Raw genomic sequence first — 15,012 nt, forward strand, 5'->3', positions numbered from 1 at the left:
TCTAAATCTTGCAGGACAGAATACACCTTATTTTGGCGGGAACTGTCCGGCAAGGCGACGGATCATTTCTGCCTTCTTTCTGCCATCCGGCGACAGATTTTCTGTCAGGATGGAAAAGAGCAGATCCCGCTCCTCGCTGGAAAAAACCAGATTGGACTGCCGCATCTTCCTGTGCAGATCTAAAAATAGATTCATTCTTTGAGCTTCTGGGGCTGCGGCCAGTTCATCGGCGAAGGAAGCCAGTAAAGCGATCTTTTTCGCATCCATGTGATGGAGCCGCGGATCTGATTTCCAGGATCTTTCCTGATCATGTTGTTCCATGGGCAGATCCTCCTGGGGCAAAACTCTGCATGACTAACTGCAGGGTTTCGTATTGTGCCTGCATATCCGGGGGAAGAATGGAAAACAGCTGTTCCGGAGTGAGCCCGGAACCGGATCGTCCGCGGCGGCTGGCAAGAAAGCGAGAGATCATATCGATGGTATCCTGTTCCGCCTTATTTGCATATGGGCGGACTGCACTCAGCATATCTTCGACGGATGGGTTCGGGGACTCCAGGGAACATACGCTCATCATCCCGTCATCGTTCTCCCGGAAAAATTCCATGGTGTGCATCATCTCCCTGGCACGGATGAACATGGAGAGAGACCGCTGCCGTCTGATATCCAGATAGGGAAGAGCGGCCTTCATCATCTGTAAGTGATGATCACCTGTGGCATAGTCCAGGTCGGTCAGCTTTAAATCTTTTTCACTCATATTGGGACCTCCTGCATGTGACAATATATGAGAGGACCGGCGGATTCATGCGAAAAATGCACGGAAAAGAGGACAGGGGAATAAAATATAGGGAAAGGGGCTCCAGCCCAGGGAGGAGAAAACGTGGGAAGACTTGTCATAGATGGAAATGCTGTCTACGAGATCGATGAGGAGTGCGAGAGGAGAAAAAAGGAAAACAGACCTCAGAAAGGAGAAAATGCAGAGAGAACGAACAGAAAGGGCGGCCGTTAGCCGCCCCGCAGTCTTTTGAGATGCCGGTTCGGTCAGCAGCCGAAACCGCATCCATTTCCCCATCCGCCGCAGCAGCAGAGAAGGAGAATGATCCAGATACAGCTGTTGTCGCAGCCGTTGCCGCATCCGCATCCACCGCCGTTATGTCCGTATCCGCCGCAGCAGCACAGGAGCAGGATGATCCAGATCATGTTGTTGCCGCATCCGCCGCATCCTGATGCCGGAGCATCGCATCCACATCCACAGTTTGTAGCAGCTAAATCACTCATGTTAATTCCTCCGGAATTATCTTTACACTTCCAGTATATGCATCATGGCATGTCAGACTTTCACTCTGAAGATGAAAAATGTTGCAGTTCATTCCCGGCAGAAGCAGTTGCTGAAGGAAAAATTCTATATGGACCGAACGTGAGTGTACTTTTGCTGCTTCATGTGGTATGATGGGAAAGTGAAAAGTCAGCAAAGATACCCGCAGCAATTTTTATAAGAGATGGGAAGAAAGTATGAAAAACACGATGAAGATACGAATGATCGGTGCAGCTGCACTTCTTGGCATTGGAGCTTCTGCGTTTCCGTCACTGGCGGCCGCGAAGATCCAGCAGCTTTCTGTCTATATAAATGGAAAGGATCGGACAGTGCCGGCTGGAGCTATCAGAACGCGGACGGCTATGCGGCGACAGGATGGTTTGAAATTGGAGACCAGTGGTACTTTTCAGATGAAAATGGCAGCCTGCTGACCAACACGGTGGCTCCAGATGGATATCGTGTGGACGGCAGCGGCGCCTGGGTACACTAGCAGAAATATAAGAGGAGAAACGAATTATGAAAAAACTATTCTATGATTCCGCATATATCCGCACATTCGAGGCGAAAGTACTTTCCTGCGAAAAAGGGAAAAAAGGATATGAGGTGGCTCTGGACCAGACCGCATTCTATCCGGAAGGCGGCGGACAGCCATATGATACAGGAATTCTTGGCGGAGCGCATGTAACGGCAGTCCATGATGTAAAGGGAGAGATCGTCCACTATACGGATGCGCCGCTTGCGGTCGGTGAGACTGTGACAGGTGAGATCAACTGGGACAGAAGATTCCAGAATATGCAGGGACATTCCGGCGAACATCTTGTGTCCGGGCTGATTCACGCGAAGTATGGGTATGACAATGTGGGATTCCATATGGGGACTGAGGAGATCACCATCGATCTCAATGGCCTGTTAGAGTGGGAAGATCTCATGGAGATTGAGAAGAAGGCAAACAGAATTATCTGGGAGGACCGGGAGATCTATGCGGGATTCCCGTCTGCTGAGGAACTTGCCCATATGGATTACCGGAGCAAAAAAGAACTCACCGGTGCTATCCGTATTGTCAGCATCCCTGGCGGTGATACCTGTGCCTGCTGTGGTACCCATGTGAAGACGACGGGGGAGATCGGACTTGTAAAGTTCCTGACCATGATCCACTACAAGGGCGGCGTGAGAATTTCCCTGCTCTGTGGTGAGGCTGCAGTTATGGATTATGAGAAAAAGAGAGAAGAGCTTCAGAAGATCTCTGTTCTTTTATCCGCAAAGGCTGGAAAGACTGCGGATGCTGTGGAAAAGGTAAAAAATGAGCTGACGATGACGCAGGCAAAGTGCTCGGAGATGTCAAGAAAACTCATGAAGATCTATGCGGATCAGTTAAACGGTGGAAATAGCAAGATCTGCTGGATAGAAGACGGACTCGATATGACGGAACTCCGCCATTTTGTGAATTTCGCGCTGGAAGGTAAGAAGGGGGGGATTGTCCTCGCTCTGTCAGAAAGTGTGAATGGGGGATTCTCTTATGTTCTGGGGAGCCAGAGCGAGGATATGCGCACTCTCTCGAAGGAATTAAATGGGGAACTCTCCGGGAGAGGCGGGGGCAGCAGCCAGATGGCACAGGGAACTTTCTTCGCAAGGAAGGAAGAATTGCTCTCCAGTCTGGCCGCCAGAGGGTTTGTTATGGCCGACTAGCGGCGGGCTAAACCTGCCGCTGCCTTTTGGCGCGGTGGGGACAGCTTTATTGTGATCTGCTTAGCAGCCCTGAACCATGTACTGGATCAGGCGCTTGGAATCTTCATCGTTGTGAGTGGTGAGGCTTAACTCCTTGATACTGCCGTTAGAAAATACGGTAGCCATTGAGAAGTACTGGCTGAGCTTGGATTTTAAGTTTACGCTTCCGCCCTCCGGAAGACTTAACTCAACAGCGCCGTCACACTGGTTGATGACTTTGAAAAATGTATCAAGATTGGAAATGTTTCTCATTTTTAATTTCATAATTCGTTACCTCCTTAAAAGGTGATTGTAACTGGCTGTAACTTCTTAGTGCCATTGCCTGTGAAAGCTGTCTCCGACAGTTCTCCGGGCGGATACATGGCAGCTGTTACGAATCCTGTTTTCATTCCAGTTACGCTTGTTTTGCTTTGTCACTTCGTTTTTCTTTTAACGATTTGAATTCTACCAGATGGGTAAGGAAAAAACAATCGACGGAATAGATAAAATTTTAACAATCTAAACTGGATTTTTATGGAATTTATGGGAAAGATCTGGCGGAGGCAGGGAGGACTGTCGAAAATGTACCAAAAACTGGGAAAGGATCGAAAAAAATGGCATATTTTCCATTGTTTGTGGACCTTGAGGGGCGGCAAGTGCTTGTAGTCGGCGGCGGAAAGATCGCGATGAGGAGGGTGCGGACGCTTTTGGAGTTCGGGTGCGAGATCACTGTTGTATCTCCGGAAGTATGTGAGGAACTGCGGGAAAAGGTTCTCTGGAAGAAAAAACGATATGATGAGACGGACCTTGAAAGTCTGGGAAATGTGGGAGAAGCTTCTCGATTTATATTTGTTCTTGCAGCAACAGCCCCGGAGGTAAATGAAAAGATAGTCTGTGACTGCCGCAAAAAAAAGATCCCGGTAAACAATGCGTCAAACCGGGATCAATGTGATTTTTATTTTCCGGGAATCGCGAAAGACGGCGATACGGTTGTCGGAATAACTTCCGGCGGGGGAGATCATAGGCTGGCGGCGAAGATCTCTGCGGCGGTACGGCAAATATTGAGAACAATAGCTGTTTAGCTTCTGCCCATTCCAGCCATGAACATAGAAAGTTTGATATCATCTAGGTAAAGCGCCGAAACCCGAAGCCCACCGCGGCCGGAACCGATCTCGATATCGGGTTTTGCGGCACCGTGAAAGTCAGAGCCGCCAGTGAGGGCGAGGGAGTATTTTTTTGCGAGTTTGCGGAGCTTTCCGCTCTCATCCTGGTTATTGGAAGAGTGGAAACACTCGAGACCGCGGAGACCATGGTCAGTGAGCATGGAGACGAGTTCCTCCGTGCCGGCCCAGCCGAGCTTATACTGGAGCGGATGGGCGAGAACCGGGAAACCGCCGGAGCCGAGAAGTGTCGCGAGAACTTCCTCCGGGGTGATAAGTTCCCTGGAGCGGTAATATGGGCGGTCCGGGTTTAAATATTTTTTAAAAGCCTGGTCAACGGAAGTTACATATCCGTTCTTTAAGAGCGCTCTCGCAAAATGAGCACGGGTGATGACGGTTCCGGGATTTCCGCAGAGGAGATCTTCCTCAGTGATCTCAAATCCATCCTTATTAAATGCGGCCAACATTTCCATATTGCGGTCATAGCGTTTTCTGGACGCTTCCTTTAGAAAGGAGAGCAGCTTCGGATCCTTATGATCAATGTAGAGCCCCAGGATATGGATCTCTTTTCCTTTATAGATACAGGAGACCTCAATTCCCGGGATGACCTCCATGTCAAGATCTTTTGCGGCCTCAAGGGCCTCGTCGATTCCTGCGACGGTATCATGGTCCGTGAGGGCCATTGCGGTGAGACCGAGATCGTTGGCGCGGTTTACGACCTCCGTGGGAGTTAAGGAGCCGTCGGAGGCAGTGGAGTGTATGTGAAGATCTATTAATTTCATAATAATATCCTTTCCGAAATAATTTCCAACTGTTACCTAGTTTAACATATTTGAGACAAAATTGTGAATAAAATTTAAGATTTCTGTTATTCCATTTTCTATAAATTATGCTATACTAGTACCTGCATATCTGCACCCTTGAAATACTGAACTGACGGAGCAGAGAACATCAATGGTTTAAGATAAAAGGTGAGAAGAAATGAGTGACACATACAGAAACAGCAGAGCGGGCGGAAGACGTTCCCGCCAGTCAAGCAGCGCGGACCGCATCATGGCAGTCCAGAATGCGAGAAGCCGGGGAACCGGATCCAGAAGAGGAGGTTCCGGAAGACGGCGCGGAAGACGCCAGGGACCGGATATGGCAAAGATCGTACTGATCGTGACCGGAGTTCTGATCTTACTGATCTGTGCGGCGGTGGGCTTTCAGAGCTGCGCGCGGTCCGAAGACGATAAAACCAGCGTGGAAAGTGAATCGGAGACAGAGACGACAGAGCCTGAGACAGAGATGGCAGCGGAGATCACTGTGAACGGAGTCCAGGTCCATGGTCTGACAAAAACAGAGGCGATCAAGAAGGTCCTGGAAGATATGGGCTGGGAGATGAAGGTCTCCTTCGGCGATGAGACCGCGGATCTCCCGAACCTGATGGAAGCGAATGTGGACGCTGTAATCGAAAAAGCATTTGCGAAGAAGGAATCCGGGGATTATACCGTGGAGACTGACGGTCTCGATGACGCGGTTCAGGTGGAAGTAAAAGCGCTTGCCGCAAAATGGGATGTGGAGCCGAAGAATGGATCGATCTCTACTTATGATAAGGCATCCGATAAATTCACATTTGCCGGTGCCCAGACCGGAAAGAAGATCGATCAGGAGAAACTCACATCCGATATTCTCTCTGCTATGAAGGCGGGAGAGTACAATAAGACGATCACGGCGACAGCAGACGAGGTCCAGCCGGAGATCACGGAGGCCCAGGCGCGGGAAAATTTTAAGCGCATCGGAACCTACACGACAAAGACAACGACAAACAAGGACAGAAATGAGAATATCCGTCTTGCCTGCGTGGCGATCAACGGAACGATCATTAAGCCTGGCGAGGAATTCTCCTTCAATAAGATGACGGGAAACCGTACAACGGAAAAAGGTTACAAACCGGCGGGCGCCTACTCAAACGGCGTTGTGGTACAGGAACCGGGCGGCGGTGTCTGCCAGGTGTCCTCGACTCTTTACAATGCGGTCGTATTCGCAGGTCTCAAGACCACTGAGCGCCATGCCCATACCTACGAGCCGTCCTATGTAACTCCCGGTGAGGATGCAATGGTCAGCTACGACGGCTATGCCGGTCCGGATCTGCGGTTTGTAAACAACTCAAAGACTGCAGTGGGAATCAAGGCGGCATACTCCAACCAGACACTGACGGTATCCATCTATGGAAATCCGATTCTGGAGGACGGCGTGACTGTTTCCATGCATTCTGAGAAGATTAAGGAGCTGGATCCGCCGACACCGACCTACGTCGAGGATCCAACACTGGAGCCGGGTGTAGAGGTCGTTGCGAAAGCGGCAACTCCGGGCAGCAGATGGCAGACAAAGCTGATCACGAAGAAGAACGGACAGGTTGTGAGCGATGTGCTTCTCCACAACAGCACCTACACCGGAAAGGCGGCGACCATCAAGCGCAACACTTCCGGTACTGTGGCAGCGACAGAATCTGCATCTGCCGATGCATCGGCTGCGTCCTCTGAGGCAGCGGGAGAGACAACGGCAGCAGCACCTGCAGAGACAACAGCAGCGGCGACGACGGCACTGGAGACAACAGCTCCGCCGACAACGGCAGTGCCATCCCTGGGCGAGAATTATGGTCCAGGATATGTGAACGAGGCCACGACGGCGGCTGCGGCGGAGACGAACCAGGCACCATCTGACATGGGGCTGATTTCTCCGAATGGGCAGTAAGAGACAGAAGAGGATTTCACTTGCCGGTAAGAGATCGAGTCTGTCACATAGAACGGATTATCCGTGGCTGAAAAAACTGGTCAGCTGAGTGCATGGAAAATTAAATCCTTACTTTATATAAAAAAGTGGTGAACAGGAATAAAATACATTTCCTGGATCGCCACTTTTTATTTAAAGGAAATACATATCAAAATGAAAGGTCTTTATTGATGTATTGGTTTGCCAAAGCTAACTCGGAGCTGAAATATTAGTTTCTTAGAACTAACCAAATAACTATTCTCACAATGCGGATAATATTCCATAATGTGGAAAGATGATACGGAAATTTTAATATTGTTTATGATTTGGTACATGATTCCAGTGTTTTTGATTTGCATTTTAGGGAAAAATTGCTATAATAATCTATAGATGTTCTGTGTATGCAGGACACAAGCTAGTTAAATAAATATTTACATATTTATACACTTTACAGGAGGAAATCAACTATGGCAAGAAAAATGAAAACCATGGATGGTAACCATGCAGCCGCTCATGCTTCCTATGCATTTACGGATGTAGCAGCCATCTACCCGATTACCCCTTCTTCTCCGATGGCGGAAGCTACCGATGAATGGGCAACTGATGGAAGAACAAACATGTTCGGACAGCCGGTACAGATCACCGAGATGCAGTCCGAGGCAGGTGCTGCCGGCGCCGTACATGGCTCCCTTGCAGCAGGTGCATTAACAACAACTTATACAGCTTCTCAGGGTCTTCTTCTTATGATCCCGGATCTCTATAAGATCGCTGGTGAGCAGCTTCCGGGCGTATTCAACGTATCCGCTCGTTGTGTAGCAACTCACGCTTTAAATATCTTCGGTGACCACTCCGACGTTTACGCCTGTCGTCAGACCGGATGCGCAATGCTCTGCGAATCCAGCGTACAGGAGGTTATGGACTTAACACCGGTTGCACACCTTGCAGCATTAAAGGGTAAAGTTCCGTTCATCAACTTCTTCGACGGTTTCCGTACTTCCCACGAGATCCAGAAGATCGAGACATGGGATTACGAGGATTTAAAAGAAATGGCTGATATGGACGCCATTGATGCATTCCGTAAGAACGCTCTGAACCCGAACCATCCGGTACAGAGAGGTTCCGCTCAGAACCCGGATATCTTCTTCCAGGCAAGAGAGGCATGTAACCCGTACTACGATGCTCTTCCGGCAATCGTACAGGAGTACATGGATAAAGTAAATGCTAAGATCGGCACAGATTACAAGCTGTTCAACTACTACGGAGCTGCTGACGCTGAGCATGTTATCATCGCTATGGGTTCCGTTAACGATACAATCGAGGAGACAATCGACTACCTTGCAAAACAGGGCAAGAAGGTCGGCGTTGTCAAAGTTCGTCTGTACAGACCGTTCTGCACAGAAGCCCTGATCGAGGCAATTCCGGATACTGTTAAGCAGATTTCCGTACTCGACAGAACAAAAGAGCCGGGTTCCATCGGCGAGCCGTTATACCTTGATGTTGTTGCAGCATTAAAGGGCTCCAAGTTCGATAAGGTTCCGGTATTCACAGGCCGTTATGGTCTTGGTTCCAAGGATACAACACCGGCACAGATCGTTGCTGTATACGAGAACACAGAGAAGAAGAGATTCACAATCGGTATCAACGATGATGTGACATACCTTTCCTTACAGTTAGGCGCTCCGCTTGTTACAACTCCGGAAGGAACTACAAACTGTAAGTTCTGGGGTCTTGGCGCAGACGGTACTGTAGGTGCTAACAAGAACTCCATCAAGATCATCGGTGACAACACAGACATGTACGCTCAGGCTTACTTCGATTATGACTCCAAGAAGTCCGGCGGTGTTACAATGTCCCATTTACGTTTCGGACATACTCCGATCAAGTCCACATACCTGATCCACAAAGCAAACTTCGTTGCATGCCACAACCCGGCATACATCCGCAAGTACAACATGGTTCAGGAGCTTGTTGACGGCGGTACATTCCTTCTCAACTGCCCGTGGGATGCTGAGGGCCTTGAGAAACACTTACCGGGACAGGTTAAGAAGTTCATCGCTGATCACAACATCAAATTCTACACCATCGACGGTGTTAAACTTGGTATCGAGACAGGTATGGGTCCGACCCGTATCAACACGATCCTTCAGTCCGCATTCTTCGAGTTAACAAAGATCATCCCGGCTGATAAGGCTAACGAGCTTATGAAAGCAGCTGCAAAGGCTACTTACGGCCGTAAGGGTGAAGACGTTGTTATGAAGAACTGGGCAGCGATCGATGCCGGCGCTAAGGGACTCGTAGAGGTTCAGGTTCCGGAGAGCTGGAAGAACTGTGAAGACGAAGGCCTTGACATGGTTCACGCTACAGAGGGCCGCGAGGATGTTATCAACTTCGTTAACAACATCCAGGCTGCTGTAAACGCTCAGGAAGGTAACAACCTCCCGGTATCCGCGTTCAAGGATTACGTTGACGGTACAACTCCGTCCGGTTCCGCTGCATACGAGAAACGTGGTATCGCAGTTAACGTACCGGTTTGGAATCCGGACAACTGTATCCAGTGTAACTTCTGTTCCTATGTCTGCCCGCACGCAGTTATCCGTCCGGTAGCTATGACAGAGGAAGAGGCTGCTAAGGCACCGGCTGGCACAAAGACAATCCCGATGACTGGTATGCCGGAGTACAAGTTCGCTATGACAATTTCCGCTCTTGACTGTACCGGTTGTGGTTCCTGTGCGAACGTATGCCCGGGCAAGAAGGGTGAGAAGGCTCTTACCATGGTTCCGCTTGAAGGAAACGCTGCAGAGCAGGAAGTATTCAACTACGGCCAGACACTTGACATCAAGCAGGATGTAATCGATAAATTCAAAGAGACAACTGTAAAGGGCAGCCAGTTCAAACAGCCGCTCCTTGAGTTCTCCGGCGCATGCGCAGGCTGTGGTGAGCCGCCGTACGCAAAACTGATCACACAGTTATTCGGTGACAGAATGTACATCGCAAACGCAACAGGATGTACTTCTATCTGGGGTAACTCTTCACCGTCTACACCTTACACAGCAAACAAGGCAGGCAAAGGACCGGCTTGGTCTAACTCCCTGTTCGAGGATAACGCTGAGTTCGGTTATGGTATGTTACTCGCTCAGCAGGCAATCCGCGATGGCTTAAAGGCTAAAGTTGAGGAAGTTGCTGCAAACGAGAACGCAACAGCAGAAGTAAAAGCTGCATGCCAGGAGTGGTTAGACACATTCGGTGTCGGTGCTACAAACGGTGCTGCAACTGACAAACTCGTAGCTGCTCTTGAGAACGTTGACTGCCCGACATGCAAGGACATCGTCAAGAACAAAGATTTCCTGGCTAAGAAGTCCCAGTGGATCTTCGGTGGTGACGGTTGGGCTTACGATATCGGATTCAACGGCGTTGACCACGTACTTGCAAGCGGCAAGGATATCAACATCATGGTATTCAACACTGAGGTTTACTCCAACACAGGCGGACAGTCCTCCAAGGCTACTCCGACAGGTGCTGTTGCTCAGTTCGCTGCAGGCGGTAAAGAAGTTAAGCAGAAAGACCTTGCTGCAATCGCTATGAGCTACGGCTATGTATACGTTGCACAGATCTCCATGGGCGCTGATATGAACCAGACCATCAAGGCAATCGCTGAGGCTGAGGCATATCCGGGACCGTCCCTGATCATTGCATACGCTCCGTGTATCAACCATGGTATCAAGAAGGGTATGGCAAAGGCTCAGACAGAGGAGAAGCTTGCTGTTCAGTCCGGTTACTGGAACCTCTTCAGATTCAACCCGGCAGCTGAGGGCAAGAAGTTCAGCCTTGACTGCAAGCCGGCTACCGTTGACTACCAGGAGTTCATCAAGGGTGAGGTTCGTTACACATCCCTCGCACTTAAGAACCCGGCAAGAGCTGAGAAGCTGTTTGCTAAGGCAGAGCAGAATGCTAAGGATAAGTACGCTTACCTTGAGAAGTTAGTTACACTCTACGATGAGAAATAATTAACAGAATCATGAAAGACCCCGGAACAGCTTCAGCTGTGGCCGGGGTCTTTTTGCGCTGCGGTGTGCCCGGAAGAAACTGCCGGTGGGCAGCTGGTGAAAATTTGTGCATGTACGAGACTGTACTGTATCGTAAGAATTCCGTAAGAGAAAAGACCGGTGATGTTCATTGACATTACGGGTCTTTTTTACTATATTAAGTGTATTAAGAGTATTCATACAGTTGAGACATGAACGGACATGTGCGAAAAAGTGTGCTGTAAGCTTGCTTGCATAAGCGCTTTTTGTACAGGGCTGCACATCAAAGTCGCAAGCTGCATAGAAAGGAGGATGCCTATGATTCTATTAGATTACAAAGACCGCCGCCCGATCTACGAACAGGTGGTTTCAAAGCTCGAGGAGCTGATGCTGCTCGGTGTCATGAAAGAGAATGAACCGCTGCCATCGGTGCGGGCTCTTGCGATGGACCTGTCCATCAACCCGAATACGATCCAGCGCGCCTATGTGGAACTGGAGCGGCAGGGGTATATTTACACAGTGAAGGGGAAGGGAAGTTTTGTGGCAGATAATACAGTGATGAAGGAAAACAGGAAGAAGGAAGTTCTCCTTCAGGTGAGTGACATGATCGATGAGGCGATCCGGGTGGGAATTCCCGGCGATGAGATCAAAAATATGGTAGAGATCCAGTATAAAGCGGCAAAGAGGAACGGAGGTGGAGAAGCATGATTGAGACAAGTGGATTGACAAAACGGTTTGATGATATTCTGGCGGTCGATCACATCAGCGCGAAGATCAGGGACGGCAGTGTGTTCGGACTGATCGGAACGAACGGTGCCGGAAAAAGTACATTTCTGCGCATGGTCAGCGGAATCTTAAAACCGGATGAGGGAGCAGTGCTGATCGATGGTGAAAACGTGTACGAGAACCCGGCGGTGAAATCGAGATTCTTTTATATCTCAGATGACCAGTATTTTTTCGCCAACGGAACCCCGTTGGAGCTTATGAAATTTTATAAGTCTATCTACCCGGCTTTTGATGAGCCAAGATTTTTCCATCTCTTACAGTCCTTTGATCTGGACAAAAAGAGAAAGATCTCCACATTCTCAAAGGGAATGAAAAAACAGCTTTCCATCATTTACGGAATCTGCGCGGGAACGGACTATATCTTCTGCGACGAGACCTTTGACGGTCTGGATCCGGTGATGCGTCAGGCGGTAAAGAGCCTGTTCGCGAGCGATATGGCGGAGCGGAATCTGACTCCGATCATCGCCTCCCACAACCTGAGAGAGCTGGAGGATATCTGTGATCATGTCGGCCTTTTACACAAAGGCGGGATCCTGCTCTCTAAGGATCTGGACGATATGAAGTTAAACATTCACAAGATCCAGTGTGTCTTAAAACCCGGCATAAAAGTGGAAGATCTTACGGAGCTTGATATCTTAAAGACAGAATACAGGGGAAGTCTTGCGACGATCACCGTCCGCGGTTCGAGGGAGAATGTAGAACGGCAGATGGCGGCGTGCGAACCGCTGTTCTTCGAGCTGATCCCGCTGTCTTTGGAGGAGATCTTTATCAGTGAAACGGAGGTGGCAGGATATGACATCAAGAAACTTATTTTTTAAACTTATGAAGGAGGACCTGAAGCGGCGACTCTGGGCCATTGGTTTTTCGGTTCTGGCGCTGTTTTTTGCGATGCCGATGGCGGCAGCCATGGGGATCGGAGAGATCGGAAACCAGTACAAGCAATGGCTGATCTCCGGAACCGGATACGAGAATATGGTGCCGGAGGCACTGCGTCAGACGAAGATCCTGCGGCTTGCCGGTGAGATCCTGGGTTTTGAAAATTATGCCCTCTTCATGGTGGTCGGAGCCGCGGCGATGATTCTCGGACTCACAGGATTTTTGTATCTCCACTCAAAGAAACAGATCGATTTTTACAACAGCCTCCCTGTGAAGAGGGAGATGCTGTTTACCGTGAAATTCTTTGACGGATTTCTGATCATCCTGGCCGCTTACCTGATCAATATGTTTGCGGCGTTTGGAGTTTTCTGCGGAAACGGGATCGCGGCGGGCGATCTTTTCAAGGTGATGTTTGCTTCCTTCGCGGTCAATATGATCGGATTTCTCCTGATCTATGTGGTGATGGTGATCGCGGTGCTTCTCACAGGGAATCTCTTTATCTCGATCCTCGGCGCAGGCGTCCTGTACGGATATTTGCCGGCGGTCTCCCTGCTGATCGAGGGCTTAAAATCCCTGTTCTTTGTGACACGGGGAAGAGAAGGCGATGTGTATTGGCTTGCAAAATACGGTTCCCCCATCGGCTATTTCACAAAACTGGCAGGCGCGGGGCTTGATGCGTTCCACTCAGACCAGTTTTATGACGATATCGACTATGGATTTTCCAGGATCCAGATGGAGCTGCAGAGTACCGCTGACAGCGGCGCAGAGCTCTTAAAGCTTTGCGGGCTCGGGATCTTTGCGGCGGTGATCCTCACCGGGATCGCACTGGTCCTCTATAGGATCCGACCGTCGGAGGCGGCGGGAAAGGCCATGTCATTTAAGAAGACTCAGGCGCCGATCAAGATTCTGCTTCTCATTCCGATGACCGTGACCACGACAGTATTCTTATGGAGCATCTACTACAGCGGCGTATGGGCAGCGGTCGGCTTTGTACTTGGACTTGTACTTACGAGCTGCCTCATCGAGATCATTTATCATTTTGATTTCACGAAGCTTTTTGCAAATCCGGTCCAGACGGTGATCGGAGGTGCCATAGCTATTCTGGTGGTGGGGGCCTTCTGGATGGACGTTTTTGGATATGATTCCTATATTCCGGACGAAAAGGACTTCGTATCCGCATCCATCGACCTGAACCTTGACAATGAGCCGGACTGCGGGCTTCCGTACCGGAGCGGTGATTCTTATAATTGGCGCTATATGAATTCAAGTGATTACGCGGACGCAAATATGAAGCTTACCGATTACGCTGTTGTCCGTGCCTTTGCGGAAAAGGCGGTAGAGAACGCGAAGCAGCAGAGAAACCAGCAGATAAAAGGCGACGGCTCCTACAGCTACCGCGATGACGGCGGCTATATGATCTATGTTAAGGCAGGCTACCGGCAGAAAAACGGAAAGACGGTTTATCGTTCTTACCGGATCACCCGTTCCGTTCTTGGCAGTACCCTGGATGAGATCTATGCGACGAAGGAGTACAAGGACGGCACATATCCGGTGATGTCCTATCAGCCGGAGAATATCACGGGGATCTACTGGCTGTCAGACCGTGGTATCCTTGAAGTGAGTGCGGATGACACACTTCGCGCGGAGATCCTCGCGGCGTATCAGGAGGAATTGGCAGGGCTCACCATCAATGAGAGAGCCGTCGAGGTTCCGGTGGCAGCACTGAGATTTCTCACAAAGGCGGAGAATGAGTATCTCGGCGCGATCAGCAGCCAGAGAGGCTATACTTCCCAGGGATTCCAGATGGAAGATATGCAGATAGTGAACTTTGTTCCGGTCTATCCGTCCTTTACAAAGACGATTGCCCTCTTAAAGCAGGCGGGCACGGATGTGACAGCGAAGCTCTCTGCGGATGATGTCACACAGGTAAAGATCCTGTATCCGACGGAGTATGAGAGTACTGCAGCCGGGGAGAATGCGGTCACAGGAGAGGACGTCCCGATCAGCGAAAAAAGCGGGGGAGTGACGGCAGAAACGGAATTGAAGGCTGTTTCTTATGGCGGTCAGAAGATGCTCACCATCGTAAATGACGGGTCGGAGGAGAACCGAAGGAAGATCGAGGAGATTCTTTCCGCCAGTGCGCCGGAGATCATGCTTGACAGAAACCGCCTCTGCACCTATGAGATGGGAATCGAGATCGATGTGTCCATAAAACCCGACAGCGCCTTTTCCTTCGGAAATGGAACTGTGGATGAACGGGTCTACCGGATCATGGGAGATACGGTTCCGGAGTGTATTGAGAAAGCGTTAAATTACAGTAAAATCAGTACAAAATATGTTAGAAAAGGCATCGGAGTGATGAAAAACGATTGATAGATCAACGAATATCATGTATAAT

14 protein-coding genes are annotated in these 15,012 nt (G+C 49.7%); 9 read left to right on the top strand and 5 right to left on the bottom strand.

The features are described 5' to 3' along the window. Positions 1-27: 27 nt before the first annotated feature. Together DW677_RS04590 and DW677_RS04595 are read right to left on the bottom strand one after the other, a co-directional pair. The gene (locus DW677_RS04590) at positions 28-321 is read right to left on the bottom strand and encodes a hypothetical protein (RefSeq protein ID WP_117469691.1); all 294 of its coding nucleotides are present in this window, start codon (positions 319-321) and stop codon (positions 28-30) included. Next, entirely contained in the window at positions 308-754 is a 447-nt protein-coding gene (locus DW677_RS04595) for a hypothetical protein (protein WP_015554644.1), read from the bottom strand. The genes DW677_RS04590 and DW677_RS04595 overlap by 14 nt, the downstream gene beginning before the upstream one ends. Positions 755-877: 123 nt before the next feature. Here DW677_RS04595 and DW677_RS19060 point away from each other — a divergent pair, with 123 nt between their 5' ends. Further along, positions 878-1,006: a hypothetical protein gene (locus DW677_RS19060; RefSeq protein ID WP_278286989.1), complete on the top strand. Its 129-nt coding sequence runs from the start codon at positions 878-880 to the stop codon at positions 1,004-1,006. Between the two features lie 32 nt (positions 1,007-1,038). Here DW677_RS19060 and DW677_RS04600 read toward each other — a convergent pair whose 3' ends face one another. Next, on the bottom strand, positions 1,039-1,275 hold the full coding sequence (locus DW677_RS04600; protein ID WP_117469690.1) for a chorion class high-cysteine HCB protein 13: 237 nt from the start codon (positions 1,273-1,275) through the stop codon (positions 1,039-1,041). 221 nt (positions 1,276-1,496) lie between these two features. Here DW677_RS04600 and DW677_RS04605 point away from each other — a divergent pair, with 221 nt between their 5' ends. Both DW677_RS04605 and DW677_RS04610 read left to right on the top strand, forming a co-directional pair. Beyond that, entirely contained in the window at positions 1,497-1,802 is a 306-nt protein-coding gene (locus DW677_RS04605) for a hypothetical protein (protein WP_117566556.1), read from the top strand. A 26-nt stretch (positions 1,803-1,828) separates the two neighbouring features. Further along, the gene (locus tag DW677_RS04610; RefSeq protein WP_117566557.1) at positions 1,829-2,998 is read left to right on the top strand and encodes an alanyl-tRNA editing protein; all 1,170 of its coding nucleotides are present in this window, start codon (positions 1,829-1,831) and stop codon (positions 2,996-2,998) included. Positions 2,999-3,058: 60 nt separating this feature from the next. Here the strand turns inward: DW677_RS04610 and DW677_RS04615 are convergent, their stop codons facing one another. Beyond that, positions 3,059-3,301 carry a hypothetical protein gene (locus tag DW677_RS04615; RefSeq protein ID WP_015554641.1) on the bottom strand — a complete coding sequence of 81 codons (243 nt, stop codon included), beginning with the start codon at positions 3,299-3,301 and terminating at the stop codon, positions 3,059-3,061. Between the two features lie 329 nt (positions 3,302-3,630). On the opposite strand from DW677_RS04615, the gene DW677_RS04620 reads away from it, so the two are divergent. Further along, a complete protein-coding gene (locus tag DW677_RS04620; RefSeq protein WP_117566558.1) occupies positions 3,631-4,098 on the top strand; it encodes a bifunctional precorrin-2 dehydrogenase/sirohydrochlorin ferrochelatase in 468 nt (155 codons plus the stop codon). Here the strand turns inward: DW677_RS04620 and DW677_RS04625 are convergent. Next, positions 4,095-4,958 carry a PHP domain-containing protein gene (locus DW677_RS04625; RefSeq protein ID WP_117566559.1) on the bottom strand — a complete coding sequence of 288 codons (864 nt, stop codon included), beginning with the start codon at positions 4,956-4,958 and terminating at the stop codon, positions 4,095-4,097. The two genes, DW677_RS04620 and DW677_RS04625, sit on opposite strands and share 4 nt — an antisense overlap. A gap of 199 nt (positions 4,959-5,157) precedes the next feature. Here DW677_RS04625 and DW677_RS04630 point away from each other — a divergent pair, with 199 nt between their 5' ends. From DW677_RS04630 to DW677_RS04650, 5 genes are all read left to right on the top strand, one after another. Beyond that, positions 5,158-6,912 (top strand): VanW family protein, encoded by a 1,755-nt coding sequence (locus tag DW677_RS04630; RefSeq protein ID WP_117566560.1) that lies wholly within the window; start codon positions 5,158-5,160, stop codon positions 6,910-6,912. A gap of 485 nt (positions 6,913-7,397) precedes the next feature. Next, positions 7,398-10,934, top strand: coding sequence for a pyruvate:ferredoxin (flavodoxin) oxidoreductase (gene nifJ / locus DW677_RS04635; protein WP_015554637.1), 3,537 nt, complete (start codon positions 7,398-7,400; stop codon positions 10,932-10,934). Positions 10,935-11,270: 336 nt separating this feature from the next. Further along, the gene (locus DW677_RS04640; RefSeq protein ID WP_117552402.1) at positions 11,271-11,660 is read left to right on the top strand and encodes a GntR family transcriptional regulator; all 390 of its coding nucleotides are present in this window, start codon (positions 11,271-11,273) and stop codon (positions 11,658-11,660) included. Continuing rightward, positions 11,657-12,556: an ABC transporter ATP-binding protein gene (locus tag DW677_RS04645; RefSeq protein ID WP_117552403.1), complete on the top strand. Its 900-nt coding sequence runs from the start codon at positions 11,657-11,659 to the stop codon at positions 12,554-12,556. The genes DW677_RS04640 and DW677_RS04645 overlap by 4 nt, the downstream gene beginning before the upstream one ends. Beyond that, entirely contained in the window at positions 12,531-14,987 is a 2,457-nt protein-coding gene (locus tag DW677_RS04650; RefSeq protein WP_117566561.1) for a DUF6449 domain-containing protein, read from the top strand. The genes DW677_RS04645 and DW677_RS04650 overlap by 26 nt, the downstream gene beginning before the upstream one ends. Positions 14,988-15,012 lie beyond the last annotated feature (25 nt).

The organism is Clostridium sp. AM25-23AC (assembly GCF_003435125.1).
Taxonomy (GTDB): domain Bacteria; phylum Bacillota; class Clostridia; order Lachnospirales; family Lachnospiraceae; genus Pilosibacter; species Pilosibacter fragilis.